22 protein-coding genes are annotated in these 15,144 nt (G+C 38.6%); 1 reads left to right on the top strand and 21 read right to left on the bottom strand.

What is annotated here, in order from left to right:
- Positions 1–6 precede the first annotated feature (6 nt).
- From rplR to rpsL, 21 genes are all read right to left on the bottom strand, one after another.
- Complete coding sequence (gene rplR, locus LB467_RS02220; RefSeq protein ID WP_075324943.1) at positions 7–360, bottom strand: 50S ribosomal protein L18; 354 nt, start codon at positions 358–360, stop codon at positions 7–9.
- A 12-nt stretch (positions 361–372) separates the two neighbouring features.
- Positions 373–915 carry a 50S ribosomal protein L6 gene (rplF, locus tag LB467_RS02215; protein ID WP_224472394.1) on the bottom strand — a complete coding sequence of 181 codons (543 nt, stop codon included), beginning with the start codon at positions 913–915 and terminating at the stop codon, positions 373–375.
- A gap of 19 nt (positions 916–934) precedes the next feature.
- Positions 935–1,333 carry a 30S ribosomal protein S8 gene (gene rpsH, locus LB467_RS02210; protein ID WP_224472393.1) on the bottom strand — a complete coding sequence of 133 codons (399 nt, stop codon included), beginning with the start codon at positions 1,331–1,333 and terminating at the stop codon, positions 935–937.
- Positions 1,334–1,399: 66 nt separating this feature from the next.
- The gene (gene rpsN / locus LB467_RS02205) at positions 1,400–1,669 is read right to left on the bottom strand and encodes a 30S ribosomal protein S14 (RefSeq protein ID WP_079733676.1); all 270 of its coding nucleotides are present in this window, start codon (positions 1,667–1,669) and stop codon (positions 1,400–1,402) included.
- Positions 1,670–1,671: 2 nt separating this feature from the next.
- Positions 1,672–2,223, bottom strand: a complete 552-nt coding sequence (gene rplE, locus LB467_RS02200; protein ID WP_224472392.1) for a 50S ribosomal protein L5 — start codon at positions 2,221–2,223, stop codon at positions 1,672–1,674.
- Positions 2,224–2,225: 2 nt separating this feature from the next.
- Positions 2,226–2,537: a 50S ribosomal protein L24 gene (rplX, locus tag LB467_RS02195; RefSeq protein WP_037319242.1), complete on the bottom strand. Its 312-nt coding sequence runs from the start codon at positions 2,535–2,537 to the stop codon at positions 2,226–2,228.
- 12 nt (positions 2,538–2,549) lie between these two features.
- Positions 2,550–2,918, bottom strand: coding sequence for a 50S ribosomal protein L14 (rplN, locus tag LB467_RS02190; RefSeq protein ID WP_037319239.1), 369 nt, complete (start codon positions 2,916–2,918; stop codon positions 2,550–2,552).
- Positions 2,918–3,175, bottom strand: a complete 258-nt coding sequence (rpsQ, locus tag LB467_RS02185; RefSeq protein WP_037319236.1) for a 30S ribosomal protein S17 — start codon at positions 3,173–3,175, stop codon at positions 2,918–2,920. Before rpsQ ends, rplN begins: the two co-directional genes overlap by 1 nt.
- 18 nt (positions 3,176–3,193) lie before the next feature.
- On the bottom strand, positions 3,194–3,385 hold the full coding sequence (rpmC, locus tag LB467_RS02180; RefSeq protein ID WP_037319233.1) for a 50S ribosomal protein L29: 192 nt from the start codon (positions 3,383–3,385) through the stop codon (positions 3,194–3,196).
- A gap of 12 nt (positions 3,386–3,397) precedes the next feature.
- Positions 3,398–3,817, bottom strand: a complete 420-nt coding sequence (gene rplP, locus LB467_RS02175; protein ID WP_224472391.1) for a 50S ribosomal protein L16 — start codon at positions 3,815–3,817, stop codon at positions 3,398–3,400.
- Positions 3,818–3,836: 19 nt separating this feature from the next.
- Positions 3,837–4,556 carry a 30S ribosomal protein S3 gene (gene rpsC / locus LB467_RS02170; protein ID WP_075324949.1) on the bottom strand — a complete coding sequence of 240 codons (720 nt, stop codon included), beginning with the start codon at positions 4,554–4,556 and terminating at the stop codon, positions 3,837–3,839.
- A gap of 7 nt (positions 4,557–4,563) precedes the next feature.
- Positions 4,564–4,971: a 50S ribosomal protein L22 gene (gene rplV / locus LB467_RS02165; protein ID WP_224472390.1), complete on the bottom strand. Its 408-nt coding sequence runs from the start codon at positions 4,969–4,971 to the stop codon at positions 4,564–4,566.
- An 8-nt stretch (positions 4,972–4,979) separates the two neighbouring features.
- Positions 4,980–5,258: a 30S ribosomal protein S19 gene (rpsS, locus tag LB467_RS02160; RefSeq protein WP_057482232.1), complete on the bottom strand. Its 279-nt coding sequence runs from the start codon at positions 5,256–5,258 to the stop codon at positions 4,980–4,982.
- Positions 5,259–5,264: 6 nt separating this feature from the next.
- Positions 5,265–6,092 carry a 50S ribosomal protein L2 gene (gene rplB, locus LB467_RS02155; protein WP_224472389.1) on the bottom strand — a complete coding sequence of 276 codons (828 nt, stop codon included), beginning with the start codon at positions 6,090–6,092 and terminating at the stop codon, positions 5,265–5,267.
- A 9-nt stretch (positions 6,093–6,101) separates the two neighbouring features.
- Positions 6,102–6,392 carry a 50S ribosomal protein L23 gene (gene rplW, locus LB467_RS02150; RefSeq protein ID WP_224472388.1) on the bottom strand — a complete coding sequence of 97 codons (291 nt, stop codon included), beginning with the start codon at positions 6,390–6,392 and terminating at the stop codon, positions 6,102–6,104.
- 5 nt (positions 6,393–6,397) lie between these two features.
- Positions 6,398–7,027, bottom strand: coding sequence for a 50S ribosomal protein L4 (gene rplD, locus LB467_RS02145; protein WP_224472387.1), 630 nt, complete (start codon positions 7,025–7,027; stop codon positions 6,398–6,400).
- A complete protein-coding gene (gene rplC / locus LB467_RS02140; RefSeq protein ID WP_224472386.1) occupies positions 7,027–7,638 on the bottom strand; it encodes a 50S ribosomal protein L3 in 612 nt (203 codons plus the stop codon). Before rplC ends, rplD begins: the two co-directional genes overlap by 1 nt.
- 166 nt (positions 7,639–7,804) lie before the next feature.
- Positions 7,805–8,110 (bottom strand): 30S ribosomal protein S10, encoded by a 306-nt coding sequence (gene rpsJ, locus LB467_RS02135; RefSeq protein ID WP_037319211.1) that lies wholly within the window; start codon positions 8,108–8,110, stop codon positions 7,805–7,807.
- A gap of 10 nt (positions 8,111–8,120) precedes the next feature.
- On the bottom strand, positions 8,121–10,232 hold the full coding sequence (gene fusA / locus LB467_RS02130) for an elongation factor G (protein WP_224472385.1): 2,112 nt from the start codon (positions 10,230–10,232) through the stop codon (positions 8,121–8,123).
- Between the two features lie 5 nt (positions 10,233–10,237).
- Positions 10,238–10,714, bottom strand: coding sequence for a 30S ribosomal protein S7 (gene rpsG / locus LB467_RS02125; RefSeq protein ID WP_224472384.1), 477 nt, complete (start codon positions 10,712–10,714; stop codon positions 10,238–10,240).
- 23 nt (positions 10,715–10,737) lie between these two features.
- Positions 10,738–11,112 (bottom strand): 30S ribosomal protein S12, encoded by a 375-nt coding sequence (rpsL, locus tag LB467_RS02120; protein ID WP_057482239.1) that lies wholly within the window; start codon positions 11,110–11,112, stop codon positions 10,738–10,740.
- Positions 11,113–11,905: 793 nt separating this feature from the next.
- On the opposite strand from rpsL, the gene LB467_RS02115 reads away from it, so the two are divergent.
- The gene (locus LB467_RS02115; protein WP_224472383.1) at positions 11,906–15,121 is read left to right on the top strand and encodes a SusC/RagA family TonB-linked outer membrane protein; all 3,216 of its coding nucleotides are present in this window, start codon (positions 11,906–11,908) and stop codon (positions 15,119–15,121) included.
- The last annotated feature ends 23 nt before the right edge of the window (positions 15,122–15,144 follow it).

Below are 15,144 nucleotides of genomic sequence, written 5' to 3'. Positions count from 1 at the left end.
AATTTTCTAGAATTTTAGTCCTCCTTCTCGAGCACCTTCTGCTAATGATTTAACTCTACCGTGATACAGGTAACCACCTCTGTCAAAGGAAATGGTTTCTACACCGGCTTTCAAAGCTTTTTCAGCAAGTGCTTTACCAACCAATTCTGCTTGCTTGGATTTATCACCTTCTACTGACACGCCTTTATCTCTCGAAGAGGCTGCAGCCAGGGTTTTTCCTTCTACATCATCTATAATTTGAGCATAAATTTCTTTATTACTTCTAAATACAGATAATCTTGGACGGCTAGCGGTACCCGTAATTGACTTACGAACACGCTTTCTTATCTTATTTCGTCTATCTTGTTTTGAAACTGCCATATCTAAACTTTATTAAGCTGATTTACCTGCTTTTCTACGTAATTGTTCTCCAACGTACTTGATACCTTTACCTTTGTAAGGTTCTGGTGCTCTAAAGGAGCGTATCTTAGCAGCTACCTGGCCCACAAGCTGTTTATCATAAGAGGTCAATTTCACGATAGGGTTCTTCCCTTTCTCTGAAATTGCTTCTACTTTAACTTCTGGCGCCAAATCTATTACAATATTATGGGAAAACCCAACGGCTAATTCTAATTTTTGTCCCTGGTTAGAAGCTCTATATCCTACTCCTACCAATTCCAAAGATTTTGTGTATCCGTTAGACACCCCTTCAATCATATTATCTATCAAAGCACGATAAAGACCGTGTTTTGCTTTTTGATCACTTTTCTCTGAAGAACGTTCAAAAGTAATTACGCCATCTTCAATTTTCACATCAATGTCGCTAACCTCTTGTCTAAGTTCTCCTAATTTTCCTTTTACCGTTACAACGCCATCCTTAAGGTCTACATTTACACCTTCTGGAATTGTAATTGGGCTTTTACCTATTCTTGACATTTCTTTAGTCTTTTAAGTATTAGTAAACGTAACACAATACTTCACCACCAACTTTCTCTGCTTTAGCTTGTTTCCCCGTCATTACACCGTGGGAAGTAGAAACTATAGCGATACCAAGACCGTTAAGGATACGTGGTAATTCATCAGCGCCGGCATACTTACGTAAACCAGGTTTACTTATTCTCTGAATATCTTTAATTACAGGCTCTTTTGTGATTTTGTCATACTTCAGGGCAATTTTAATTGTCCCCTGAGCAGTAGCATCATCAAACTTGTAACTAAGAATATATCCCTGGTCGAATAATATTTTTGTAATCTCCTTTTTGAGGTTAGAAGCTGGTATCTCTACCACCCTGTGGTTTGCAGCCACAGCGTTTCTAACTCTCGTCAAATAATCTGCAATAGGATCTGTATTCATCTATTTTAATTTGCGGATGTGGTTTTCTTCCCGACACTCGGGAGAACCTTCAACCAATTTATAATTTTACCAACTAGCTTTTCTAACTCCAGGAATTAAACCCTGATTAGCCATTTCTCTAAACATCACACGAGAAAGACCAAACTGTCTCATATAACCTTTTGGCCTACCAGTTAGTTTACAACGGTTGTGCAAACGTACAGGAGAAGCATTCTTTGGTAATTTTTGCAAACCTTCAAAGTCACCAGCCTCTTTAAGAGCTGCGCGCTTTTCAGCATACTTTTTTACCATTTTTTGTCTCTTCACCTCACGGGCTTTCATTGATTCTTTAGCCATAATTAATTCTTTTTAAAAGGTAATCCTAGTTCGGTTAACAATGATTTCGCTTCCTTATCTGTCTTTGCAGTGGTTACGAAGGTGATATCCATACCATTAATTCGGTTTACCTTATCAATATCGATCTCCGGAAAGATGATTTGTTCGGTAACACCTAAATTATAGTTTCCTCTTCCATCAAAACCATTAGCCTTAATCCCGTTAAAGTCACGAACACGTGGAAGTGCTGATGTTATTAAACGATCTAAGAATTCGTACATTCTGTATCCTCGCAAAGTAACTTTTGCCCCAATTGGCATTCCTTTACGAAGTTTGAAGGAAGCAACATCCTTTTTAGAAATGGTTTGCACCGCTTTTTGACCTGTAATTGTAGAAAGTTCATCTACAGCATGGTCAATTAGCTTTTTATCTGCTACAGCTGCACCAACGCCACGGCTCAAAACTATCTTCTCAAGTTTTGGAACCTCCATTACGTTAGCGTAGCTAAATTCTTCTTTTAATGCAGGCTTTACTCGCTCTGCATATTCTGCTCTAAGTCTTGGTACGTATGCCATAACTAAATTACTTCATTAGATTTTTTGGAAAATCTTACTTTCTTTCCATCCTCTTCTTTATATCCAACTCTGGTAGTATTACCATCTTTGTCTAACAAAGAAAGGTTAGAAATATGAATAGGAGCTTCTTTCTTTACAATACCACCTTGAGGATTAGATGCACTAGGCTTCTCATGTTTTGAGATAGTGTTTACACCTTCCACGATGGCTTTATTCTTTTCTATGAGAACTTTTTGAACTTTACCTTCCTGACCTTTATGGTCACCGGCAATAACTCTTACAGTATCTCCAGATTTTATTTTAAGCTTTCTCATCTTGTTAATGTATTAAAGCACCTCTGGTGCCAATGATACAATTTTCATGAATTGCTTATCACGAAGTTCTCTCGCAACCGGTCCAAATACACGGGTTCCGCGCATCTCTCCGGTAGGGTTTAACAATACACAGGCATTATCATCAAAACGGATATAAGACCCGTCCTGCCTACGTACTTCTTTCTTGGTACGAACTACAACTGCTGTTGAAACTGCACCTTTTTTGATATTACCGTTAGGTGTAGCTTCTTTTACGCTGACAACTATTTTGTCCCCAACAGAAGCGTATCTTTTCTTTGTACCGCCCAATACACGAATGGTCAAAACTTCTTTTGCCCCGGTATTGTCTGCTACTCTTAGTCTAGACTCTTGTTGTACCATTACTTCGCTCTTTCAATTATTTCTACTAATCTCCAACATTTAGATTTACTTAAAGGTCGTGTCTCCATGATCCTTACCGTATCTCCTTCGTTGCAGTCGTTTGTTTCGTCGTGCGCTACGTATTTTTTCGTTTTTAAAACGAACTTACCATACATAGGGTGTTTTACTTTCTTAACTTCAGAAACCACGATTGATTTCTGCATTTTATTACTTGTAACAACGCCTATACGCTCTTTTCTTAAATTTCTTTTTTCCATCTTTCAGCAGAATAACACTTATTGTTGTTCTCTTTTAGTTAACTCTGTAGCAAGTCTCGCTATAGTTCTTCGTACAGCTCTAAGCTGTATTGGGTTCTCTAATGGCGAAACTGCGTGAGCCATTTTCAAATCTGAATATGCTTTTCTAGATTTCCCAAGCTCTTCCTGTAATTCTGCCACAGACAGTTCTTTTACTTCTGATTGTTTCATAACTTTATAATATTAAGCTTGATAGTCTCTAGCTACAATAAATTTGGTTCTTACCGGAAGTTTCTGTGCCGCAAGCCTTAAAGCTTCTTTAGCAACATCCATTGGCACTCCGCCAATTTCAAACATAATTCTTCCTGGTTTTACAATAGCAGCCCAATATTCAACAGCACCTTTACCTTTACCCATACGCACCTCTAGAGGTTTCTTAGTGATAGGCTTATCTGGGAAAATTTTAATCCAGATAGAACCTTCCCTTTTCATATATCGGGTTGCAGCAATACGTGCAGCTTCAATTTGGCGGGCAGTAATGAAACTAGAATCCATAGATTTTATTCCAAAGGTTCCGTTAGAGAGTCTATGCCCTCTTCCGGCGTTGCCTTTCATACGGCCCTTCTGCTGTTTACGGTATTTTGTTCTTTTAGGTTGTAACATTTTTCTTTACTTTAAAAAATTACTTTCTACGACGTGATTTGTTACCACCTCGCCCGGCTCCAGGTTTCCCTCCTTGCTTCTTAGACATGCCAACAAGCGGAGAAAGATCTCTTTTACCATAAACTTCGCCTTTCATGATCCATACTTTAACACCCAACCTACCATAAGTAGTGTGAGCTTCAACCAAAGCATAGTCAATATCGGCCCTAAAAGTAGACAAAGGAATTCTACCATCTTTGTATGCTTCTGAACGTGCCATTTCAGCACCATTTAAACGTCCGGAAATCTGAATTTTGATTCCTTCAGCATTCATTCTCATAGCAGCCGCGATAGCCATTTTAATTGCACGACGGTAAGAAATACGATTTTCTATTTGCCTTGCAACACTAGACGCTACTAAATGCGCATCAAGTTCTGGCCTCTTAATCTCAAAGATGTTAATTTGAACTTCCTTGTCGGTAATTTTCTTAAGTTCTTCTTTAAGCTTGTCTACCTCCTGTCCGCCTTTCCCAATAATAATACCCGGTCTGGCAGTGGTGATAGTAACGGTTACAAGCTTAAGCGTACGCTCAATAATTACCCTGGATACACTCGCTTTTGATAGACGAGCATGGATGTACTTTCTAATCTTATCGTCTTCGGCTAATTTATCGCCGTAGTCATTTCCTCCGTACCAGTTGGATTCCCATCCTCTTACGATACCAAGGCGATTCCCGATTGGATTTGTTTTTTGTCCCATACTCTACTTAGCTTTGTGTATTATTGTTTTCTCCAAGCACCAAAGTAACGTGGTTGGATCTCTTTCTAATTCTATGTGCGCGACCCTGTGGTGCAGGACGTAGCCTCTTAAGCATCGCTCCTCCATCTACACGGATTTCTTTTACAAACAATTCAGCCTCTTCAATACTGGCTTCTTCGTTTTTAGATTGCCAGTTGGCTAATGCCGAAAGCAATAATTTCTCTAAACGTCCAGAAGCTTCTTTTGAACTGAATTTCAATATCTGAAGCGCCTTTTCTACTTTCTCACCTCTTACTAAATCCGCAACTAAACGCATTTTTCTAGGTGAAGTAGGGCAGTTATTCAACTTTGCAAAAGCTACCTGTTTTTTGGCCTCTTTTATCTGCTCTGCTCTTTCTCTTTTACGAACTCCCATAGCTTCAATTATCTTTTACCTTTATTTTTTGCACCTGAATGCCCTCTAAAGGAACGTGTTGGTGAAAATTCTCCTAATTTATGCCCTACCATGTTCTCTGTTACATATACAGGTACAAATTGTTTCCCGTTGTGAACAGCGATAGTTTGCCCTACGAAATCTGGAGTAATCATTGAAGCTCTAGACCAGGTCTTGATCACGGCTTTTTTTCCAGACTCAACATTTTGAGCAACTTTCTTATCTAACTTATAGTGAACGTAAGGTCCTTTTTTTAATGAACGTGCCATATCTTATTATTTCTTTCTACGTTCTACAATATATTTATTACTCGCTTTTGTTCTTGAACGGGTTTTGAAACCTTTAGCAGGTAAACCTTTTCTTGAACGTGGGTGACCACCGGAAGCTCTTCCTTCACCACCACCCATTGGGTGATCTACAGGGTTCATCGCTACTGGTCTGGTTCTTGGTCTTATACCCAACCAACGTTTTCTACCAGCTTTACCAGAAACCTGAAGTTGGTGATCACTATTTGATACAGCTCCAATTGTCGCCATACAAGTAGATAATACTCTTCTAATTTCTCCTGAAGGTAGCTTCACGGTTGCATATTTCCCTTCTCTTGCCAATAATTGAGCAAAAGCTCCAGCACTTCTTGCCATCACAGCACCTTGCCCGGCTCTTAACTCTATACAAGAAACTACAGTACCAAGCGGAATGCTCGATAACGGCATTGCATTTCCAATTTCTGGAGCAGCAGATTCCGTACTTGACACAATATTTTGACCTACCTGTAACCCATTTTGAGCAATAACATATCGTTTCTCACCATCCTGGTAATTCAACAATGCAATAAAGGCAGTTCTATTAGGATCATATTCTATACTCGCAACAGTTGCAGGAATACCATGCTTGTCGCGCTTAAAGTCTACAATTCTGTAACGTCTTTTATGACCTCCACCTTTGTAGCGGATTGTCATTTTTCCCTGACTGTTTCTCCCACCTGACTTTTTAATCGGAGCCAAAAGGCTTTTTTCCGGCTTATCAGTAGTCACGGCGTCATACCCGTTTACTACTCTAAAACGCTGGCCAGGGGTGATTGGTTTTAATTTTCTAACTGACATTTTTTAATCTTAAAGATTACTGTATAAATCAATAGTTTCACCTTCCGTCACCTGTACCAATGCTTTTTTGAAAGCTTTGGTTTTACCAGTGATCATACCAGATTTTGTATATCTGGTTTTGCGATCTGGACGGACATTTATGGTACGAACTTTTTCAACTGAAACTCCATAAGCAGCTTCTACTGCATTCTTAATTTCAATCTTATTCGCCTTATTTTCTACCACAAAAGAAAAACGGTTATTCAACTCGCTATCTCCGGTGGCTTTTTCTGTAATAATTGGTTTTATCAAGATACTCATAAGGCTTATTTACTTAAATTCGACTCAATTCCTTCTAAAGAACCTTCAAGCAACACGATATTCTTAGCATTAAGAATTCCGTAAGTACTTAATTCTGAGGAGTTTATAACCTCAAGTCCTTTTAAATTACGTGACGACAAATATACATTTTTATTTGAGTCACCCAACACTATAAGCGATTTTTTGTCCTGAATACCAAGGGCTTTCAAAACATCTATCATACTTTTTGTCTTCGGCGCATCAAAAGAAAAGTCTTCAATTACAAAAATTGATTCTCCTTTTGCTTTTATTGATAAAGCCGATTTTCTAGCCAATCGCTTTAAATTTTTATTCAATTTAAAACTGTAGCTTCTTGGTCTAGGTCCAAAAACACGTCCACCCCCTTTAAAGATTGGTGACTTAATGCTACCTGCACGTGCTGTACCGGTACCTTTTTGCTTTTTGATCTTACGGGTACTCCCAACAATCTCAGCTCTTTCTTTAGCTTTGTGGGTTCCCTGGCGCTGATTAGCTAAATATTGCTTAACATCAAGATAAACAGCGTGATCGTTTGGCTCTATAGCGAAAACAGAGTCAGAAAGCTTTGCTTTTCTACCTGTTTCTTTTCCTTTTATATCTAAAACTGCTACTTCCATTACTTGCTAATGATTACGTATGAGTTTTTGTGACCTGGCACACATCCTTTTACTACTAAAAGGTTTTTATCTGCCACCACTTTTAAAACTCTCAGGTTTTCTACTTTAACTCTCTCTCCACCCATTCTACCGGCCATTTTCATTCCTTTGAAAACCCGTGCAGGGTAAGACGCTGCACCAATAGAACCCGGAGCTCTTAAACGGTTATGCTGACCGTGAGTCGCCTGACCCACACCACCAAAGTTGTGTCTTTTTACAACTCCTTGAAAGCCTTTACCTTTAGAAGTACCTGCAATATCTACAAATTCCCCTTCGTTAAAGTGCTCTACCGTGATAGCATCCCCTAATTTATAATCTGCTTCAAATCCTTTGAATTCAACGACTTTACGTTTTGCAACGCTTCCTGCTTTTTTAGCATGCCCTTCGGCGGCTTTGTTTGCAGTCTTTTTGTCATCGAAACCAACTTGAAGTGCCTCATACCCGTCAACCTCTGTGGTTCTGACTTGGGTAACTACGCATGGACCTGCTTCTATAACGGTACAGGGAACATTTTTCCCATTCTCGTCAAAAATACTGGTCATGCCTATTTTTTTTCCTATTAACCCAGACATAATTAATTATTGATTATTACTTATTTATTTAAAAAAATTCAGGGCAGAAAAATACTTTCGCCCTGAATGTATCTTTCTTCCGTTTTTCCCTCGCCAACTGCTTGGGACATGTTTATTCCCGCGAAGGCGGGAATCTTTTAGGATCCCCGCCTTCGCGGGGACACACTTATACTTTGATCTCTACTTCAACCCCACTTGGTAGTTCAAGCTTCATCAACGCATCGATGGTTTTTGAAGAAGAACTATAGATATCTAAAAGCCTTTTGTAAGAGCTTAATTGAAATTGCTCTCTAGCTTTTTTGTTTACGTGAGGAGAACGCAAAACAGTAAAAAGTTTTTTGTGAGTAGGTAAAGGAATTGGTCCTGTTACCACCGCACCTGTAGTTTTTACAGTCTTTACGATCTTTTCTGCAGATTTATCTACCAGGTTATGATCGTAGGATTTTAGTTTTATTCTTATTTTCTGACTCATTTTCCTAATATTATTCGTTAGATGTACCTTTTGCTGCTTTAATCACTTCTTCTGAGATATTAGAAGGAGTTTCAGCATAGTGAGAGAATTCCATAGTTGAAGTTGCTCTACCAGAAGACAATGTTCTTAATGTTGTTACATATCCAAACATTTCAGCCAAAGGCACTTCCGCTTTAATAATCTTAGCTCCAGACCTGTCTGACATGCTGTTTACCTGACCTCTTCTTCTGTTAAGGTCACCAACAATATCACCCATATTTTCTTCCGGAGTAACTACTTCAATTTTCATAATTGGCTCAAGAACTACAGCACCGGCTTTTTTAGCAGCGGCTTTGTAACCCATTTTGGCAGCCAATTCAAAAGAAAGCTGATCGGAATCCACAGGGTGGAAAGATCCATCCTTAAGGATTACTTTTAAAGTATCCATTTGGAAACCAGCCATTGGACCGGTCTTCATAGCTTCTCTAAATCCTTTTTCTACCGAAGGAACAAATTCTTTAGGAATACGTCCACCTTTTATCTGGTCCACAAACTGAAGTCCTTTTCCTTCAAAGTCTTCATCTACAGGTCCCATCTCAAAAACGATATCAGCAAATTTACCACGACCACCAGATTGCTTTTTATAAACCTCCCTATGATCTGCAGTTTTAGTTACTGTTTCTTTATACTCAACCTGAGGTTGACCTTCGTTTACTTCAACTTTAAACTCCCTCTTCAAACGGTCTACAAGAATTTCGATATGAAGCTCTCCCATTCCCGAGATAATGGTTTGTCCTGAAATCTCATCAGTCTTAACCTGGAAAGTTGGATCTTCTTCAGCTAATTTAGCTAAAGCCATGCCCATTTTATCAACATCCGCCTTAGTCTTAGGCTCTACCGCGATACCAATTACCGGCTCAGGGAAAGTCATAGACTCAAGAACGATTGGGTTTTTCTCATCGGTAAGCGTATCACCGGTTTTAATATCTTTAAAACCAACTGCTGCACCAATATCACCAGCTTCAATTCTATCTATAGGCTCTTGCTTGTTAGAGTGCATTTGGTAAATACGTGAAATACGCTCTTTCTTACCAGATCTGTTATTTAAAACATAAGATCCTGCATCTAAAGCTCCTGAGTATACACGGAAAAATGCCAAGCGTCCTACGAAAGGATCGGTTGCAATTTTAAATGCCAATGCAGAGAAAGGAGAGTCAACGTGTGGCTTTCTGCTTTCATCCTCATTGGTATCTGGATTTGTACCTATAATAGCTTCAACATCTACTGGAGAAGGCATATATCTCATTACCGCGTCAAGCATTGCCTGCACACCTTTGTTTTTAAAGGCAGAACCACACATCATAGGAATGATAGACATATCTATGGTTGCAGCCCTAAGCGCAGCAATAATCTCATCTTCAGTAATTGAATCTTCGTCTTCAAAAAACTTTTCCATCAATGCTTCATCATACTCGGCCACGGCTTCTACAAGCTCAGTTCGGTATTTATTAACATCTTCCATAAGTTCTTCAGGAATATCTATGATTTCATAGGTCATCCCGTGATCTTCATCGTTCCAAATAATTGCTTTTTTGGAAATAAGATCAACAACACCTTTAAAGTCTATTTCATCACCAATAGGAACTTGTAATGGAACAGGGTTTCCACCAAGCATTTCTCTAACCTGCTTACACACATTAAAAAAGTCAGCTCCCTGACGGTCCATTTTATTCACAAATCCTAAACGTGGTACTTTATATTTATCAGCCTGTCTCCAAACGGTTTCAGATTGCGGCTCAACACCATCTACAGCACTAAACAACGCAACCACACCATCAAGAACACGTAAAGAACGCTCTACCTCTACAGTAAAATCAACGTGACCAGGAGTATCGATAATATTTACCGTGAATTCCTGATCTCTGTACATCCATTTACAGTGTGTAGCGGCAGAAGTAATAGTAATACCTCTTTCCTGCTCCTGCTCCATCCAGTCCATAGTAGCTGCACCATCGTGCACCTCTCCTATTTTGTGGCTTATCCCTGTGTAATATAGAATACGCTCTGTTGTTGTGGTTTTACCCGCATCAATATGAGCTGCAATTCCTATATTTCTAGTAAATTTTAAATCTCTTTGTGCCATTTTTTTTAGAATCTAAAGTGAGAGAATGCTTTATTAGCTTCAGCCATTTTATGAGTATCTACTCTTCTCTTAACTGCAGCTCCTTCTTCTTTGGAAGCAGCAAGAACTTCAGAAGCTAATTTCAACGCCATAGATTTTTCATTTCTCTTGCGCGCAAATGAAATTAACCACTTCATAGCGGTTGATACTTTTCTATCTGGTCTTATCTGCATTGGGATCTGGAAGGTTGCACCTCCAACTCGTCTACTTCTAACTTCAACGTGAGGCATAACATTAGAAAGAGCATCTTTCCAAATTTCCAAACCGGTTTTTTCTTCGTCTTGTTTTTTCTCCTCTATAATTGCGATTGAATCATAGAAAATTTTAAAGGCTACCGATTTTTTACCGTCCCACATCATCATGTTCACAAAACGTGTCACAAGTTGATCGTTAAATTTTGGATCTGGTAAAAGTGGTCTTTTTTTGGCCTGTCTTTTTCTCATTTCTTTACATTAAAAGTTTTTAATTACTTTTTAGGGCGTTTGGCTCCGTATTTAGACCTACGCTGGCTTCTACCTTCAACACCCGCAGTATCTAATGCACCGCGAACAATGTGGTATCTCACACCTGGCAAATCTTTTACCCTTCCACCTCTGACCAATACTATCGAGTGCTCTTGTAGATTGTGTCCCTCACCTGGAATATAAGCGTTAACTTCTTTTCCGTTAGTCAACCTTACCCTAGCTACTTTACGCATAGCCGAGTTTGGTTTCTTAGGTGTAGTAGTATACACACGTGTGCATACTCCTCTTCTTTGAGGGCACGAATCTAAAGCAGCCGATTTACTCTTCTTGGTCATCTGGGCTCTTCCTTTTCGTACTAATTGTGAAATTGTTGGCATAATTTCTTTTACCTAATTATTATTTAAATTTAATCCCCTGTTTTTTAGGGTTTGCAAATGTAGAAATAAAAACAAATTTATCAAACTATAATGGATTAATTTTCAGAAGGATGATGCAACTAAATTTAATATCCAGAATTATCTTCATAAAAACACTAGTTATATCATAATGTTAGAACCAACTAAGACATAGCTTAAAAATTAGATAACCTCACACCTACATTACACTTTACCCATAATCCAAACAAAAGAAAATACTAAATTCGCATTATTTTAACATTCAAATGTTCACCAATAACTACTAAATTCTTGCGATTCATCAGTCAATATTGTTAATGTGATGATACTATTGTTAACTTTTAAAAAAAAATTTTTGTTTTATTAACTATTTATTAGCACTTTTGGTATTGGCTAATTCAAACAAAATCAAATAATGAGAACAAAATTTAGCAGTATTATAACACTTTTATTGGTGTTAGCTGTGCAAATTAACTTAACACGAAAACAAACGATTACCGGCATAGCAACCGATGAAGCAGATTACCCCTAACAGGCAACTGTTTTAGTTAATAGAACCCTATACTGGTAAAACAAACCGACTTTTGATGGAAATTAAATTCTTTAGGTTTTCAGAAAATTTTTCTGGTTTTTATCGTATTAAAGACTGATAAACTCAACTTTGAATGTTAATTATTGTATGCAAAAAATTATAATCACCAATGATTTATAAAGTGCATTATATGCTATTAACATTTTTTTTACTTTTTAATAAACTAATTCAAATAAACCAAAAATGAAACAAAAATTAACTCGTATTTTTACGCTTATTTTTGTTTTTCTTGCGCATACAATTTTTGCGCAGGAGCAAACAATTACTGGTACAGTGACAGATAATTCCGGACTTCCGCTACCAGGTGTAAACATTGTAGTGCAAGGAACTTCAACCGGAGTACAAACTGATTTTGATGGTAACTATTCTATTCAGGCAAATCAAGGAGACATTCTTCTATTCTCCTTTGTTGGTTTGCAAACCGTCGAATATTCAGTTGGTGATGTCGACATAATTGATGTCGTGATGGAAGCTGATTCTGCTCAACTTGAAGAAGTTGTGGTTACAGCACAGGGAATTAAAAGAGAGAAAAAAGCTTTGGGGTACGCAGTATCTTCTGTTGATTCTGAGCAACTCGAACAAAGAGCAGATGGTGATGTTGCCAGGGTTCTTTCAGGGAAGGCCTCCGGGGTTAGTATTACAGCTGCAGGGGGAATGTCTGGATCTGGTACTAACGTTGTAATTAGGGGATTAAGTTCTTTCAGCGGTAGTAACCAGGCACTATTTATAGTAGATGGAGTTCCATTTAGTAGTGACACCAACGCATCAGGAGACTTCGTTTCAGGAAACACAGGGTCTTCGCGTTTCCTGGATCTTGACCCTAATAACATCGCAAATATCGAAGTTTTGAAAGGTCTTGCTGCCTCTACACTTTACGGATCTCAAGGAAAGAATGGGGTGATCTTAATCACCACTAAAGCAGGGGCTCAGGAGGGCGTTGCCAAAAAATCTGAAATTTCCGTAAGTCAATCATATTTTGTAAATCAAATGGCCTCTATGCCAGATTACCAAAATCAATATGGAAATGGATTTGATCAATCTTTTGGCTGGTTCTTTAGCAACTGGGGACCAAGTTTTGATAGAGAAGGAGTATCAGGATGGGGAGGTCAACCTGCTATTGATGATAATGGAACCCTGGAACATCCTTACTCAACGACTTCTGTAGCGAGTACCAGAGAAGCTTTCCCTGAATTACAGGGCGCACGATATGAATGGAGGCCGTATAACTCTGTAGAGAATTTCTTCCAGGATGGAAGAATAATCACAACCTCAGTAAATATAAACGGCTCTTCAAAAGACGGAAACTCTAATTACAACGTGAATATGGGCCATTTGGATGATGAGAGTTTTGTTCCCGGCAATTCATTAGAGAGACTAACCATGTCTATTGGAGGGAGTTCTAAACTTTCTAATAAGTTTACAATTTCTGGGTCTATGAATTATTCCAGGACAGATTATACTTCTCCTCCTATTGCAGCAAGTAGGGGTAACGGTACTCTTGGGTTATCACTTTTCGCGAATGTCTTTTTTACCCCGCGAAGTGTTGATTTAATGGGATTACCCTTTCAAAACCCTATAGACGGCTCCAGTGTTTATTATCGTAATGGTAATGATATTATTAATCCAAGATGGATTGCAGCTAACATTAAAAATTCCCAATTAACGAATAGGGTTTTTTGGAATACTTCTTTAACCTATGAGTTTAATGACAATTTAAACGCAACCTACAGGGCTGGTCTGGATTTTTATACTGAAAGAAACACACAGCATTCTAATAAAGGAGGAGTAAATTTCCAAAATGCAATCTTCGGTTATCTTAATACATATGATAACAACAATCTCATTTGGGACCATTACCTGGCTTTAAATGGAGAGTATGATCTTTCAGATAAATTAGGCTTGACATTTAACGTGGGCGCCACTTCCCGTTTGACCGATTACGATCAGCAGGGGGTTGCCAGTACCGGTCAATTAGTATATGGTGTACAAAGACATTTTAACTACAGAAACCAGGCTCCAATCCAATTTTCTGAAAAAAGGAATATTGCAGGTGTACTTGGCCAGGTTACCCTTGACTACGACAACATGCTATTCTTAACGGCTTCTACGAGAACAGATTGGGTTTCAAACCTTACCTCTGAAAACAACAGCCAATCTTATCCTAGTGCCAGTGTATCCTTTCTTCCAACCCAGGCTTTTGAGGGCTTAAGATCAACCAACGGCCTCAATTTCTTGAAACTGAGAGGAGGTTTAGGGCAATCTGCAACCTTCCCAACGGGCTACCCTACTGTAGGTATTGTTGAACAAAATACCCAGGTATTTGGAGAAGGAGGTGAGGTTACTACGAACCAGGTAGCTGGCTTTAGAGCAAATCCAGATTTAAAACCCGAATTGTTATCTGAAATTGAATTAGGATTTGAATCAAGGTTTTTTGATAATCGTGTATCTTTAGATTTCACCTGGTTTGAAAGGACAACTGAAAACCTTATTGTTAATGAACCGCTATCCCCTTCTACAGGTTTTACATTCACACAAAGTAATGTTGGTGAAATCAGAGGAGATGGAGTTGAAGCCGATCTAGGCATCAATTGGATTAGAAGAGATAATTTTAACTGGAACACAAATGTTAATTTTGCCACTTATAATCCTGTTGTGACTCAACAAGAACAGGACATCATCATTTACGCAGGTAGTACACAGCTCTTTATTGGAGGTAACGCGGCTATAGAAGGACAGCCTTTGGGAGCCATTGTTGGAACGGCGTTTGATCGTAATGAAAACGGAGAGCTCCTAGTAAATGAAGGTGGTGACTATATTATTACTGAAGCTGATAATGATGGAAATGTTCCAGTAATAGGTGATCCCAACCCTGATTACACAATGAACCTAAGTAATAACATCCAGTACAAAAACTGGAACTTTAGTTTCCTGGTATCTCACATAAAAGGTGGTGACATCATGTCGAGCACCATTGCTACTCTTTTAGGTAGAGGACTTATTACAGAAACCCTTGATAGAGAAAACACCTATATTTTACCGGGAATAAGAGAAAGTACAGGTGAACCAAATGATCTTCAGATTAACAACTCAACTTATTACTTTAATAACATATTATTTGGACCGGCAGAGGCCAAGATATATGACGCTTCAGTTGTTCGCCTACAGGAGGTATCTCTGGGTTATACATTCTCATCTGATGCTCTTGGACAGTCACCATTTGGATCTCTATCTATCACAGCACAAGGATTCAACCTGTGGTACAATGCCTACAACACTCCTGATGGCGCTAATTTTGATCCAAACGTACAGGGAGCTGGAATTGGGAATTCACAAGGGTTTGACTTCCTTAATGGTCCCAGTGCCCGTAGAATTGGACTGAGCCTTAAAGCAACCTTTTAATACAAATTGTAGAAAAAATTTTA

Source organism: Salegentibacter tibetensis (assembly GCF_020164485.1).
Lineage (GTDB): Bacteria > Bacteroidota > Bacteroidia > Flavobacteriales > Flavobacteriaceae > Salegentibacter > Salegentibacter tibetensis.
The sequence above is the reverse complement of the archived record's forward strand: the minus strand, read 5'-3'. Positions and strand labels throughout refer to the sequence as shown.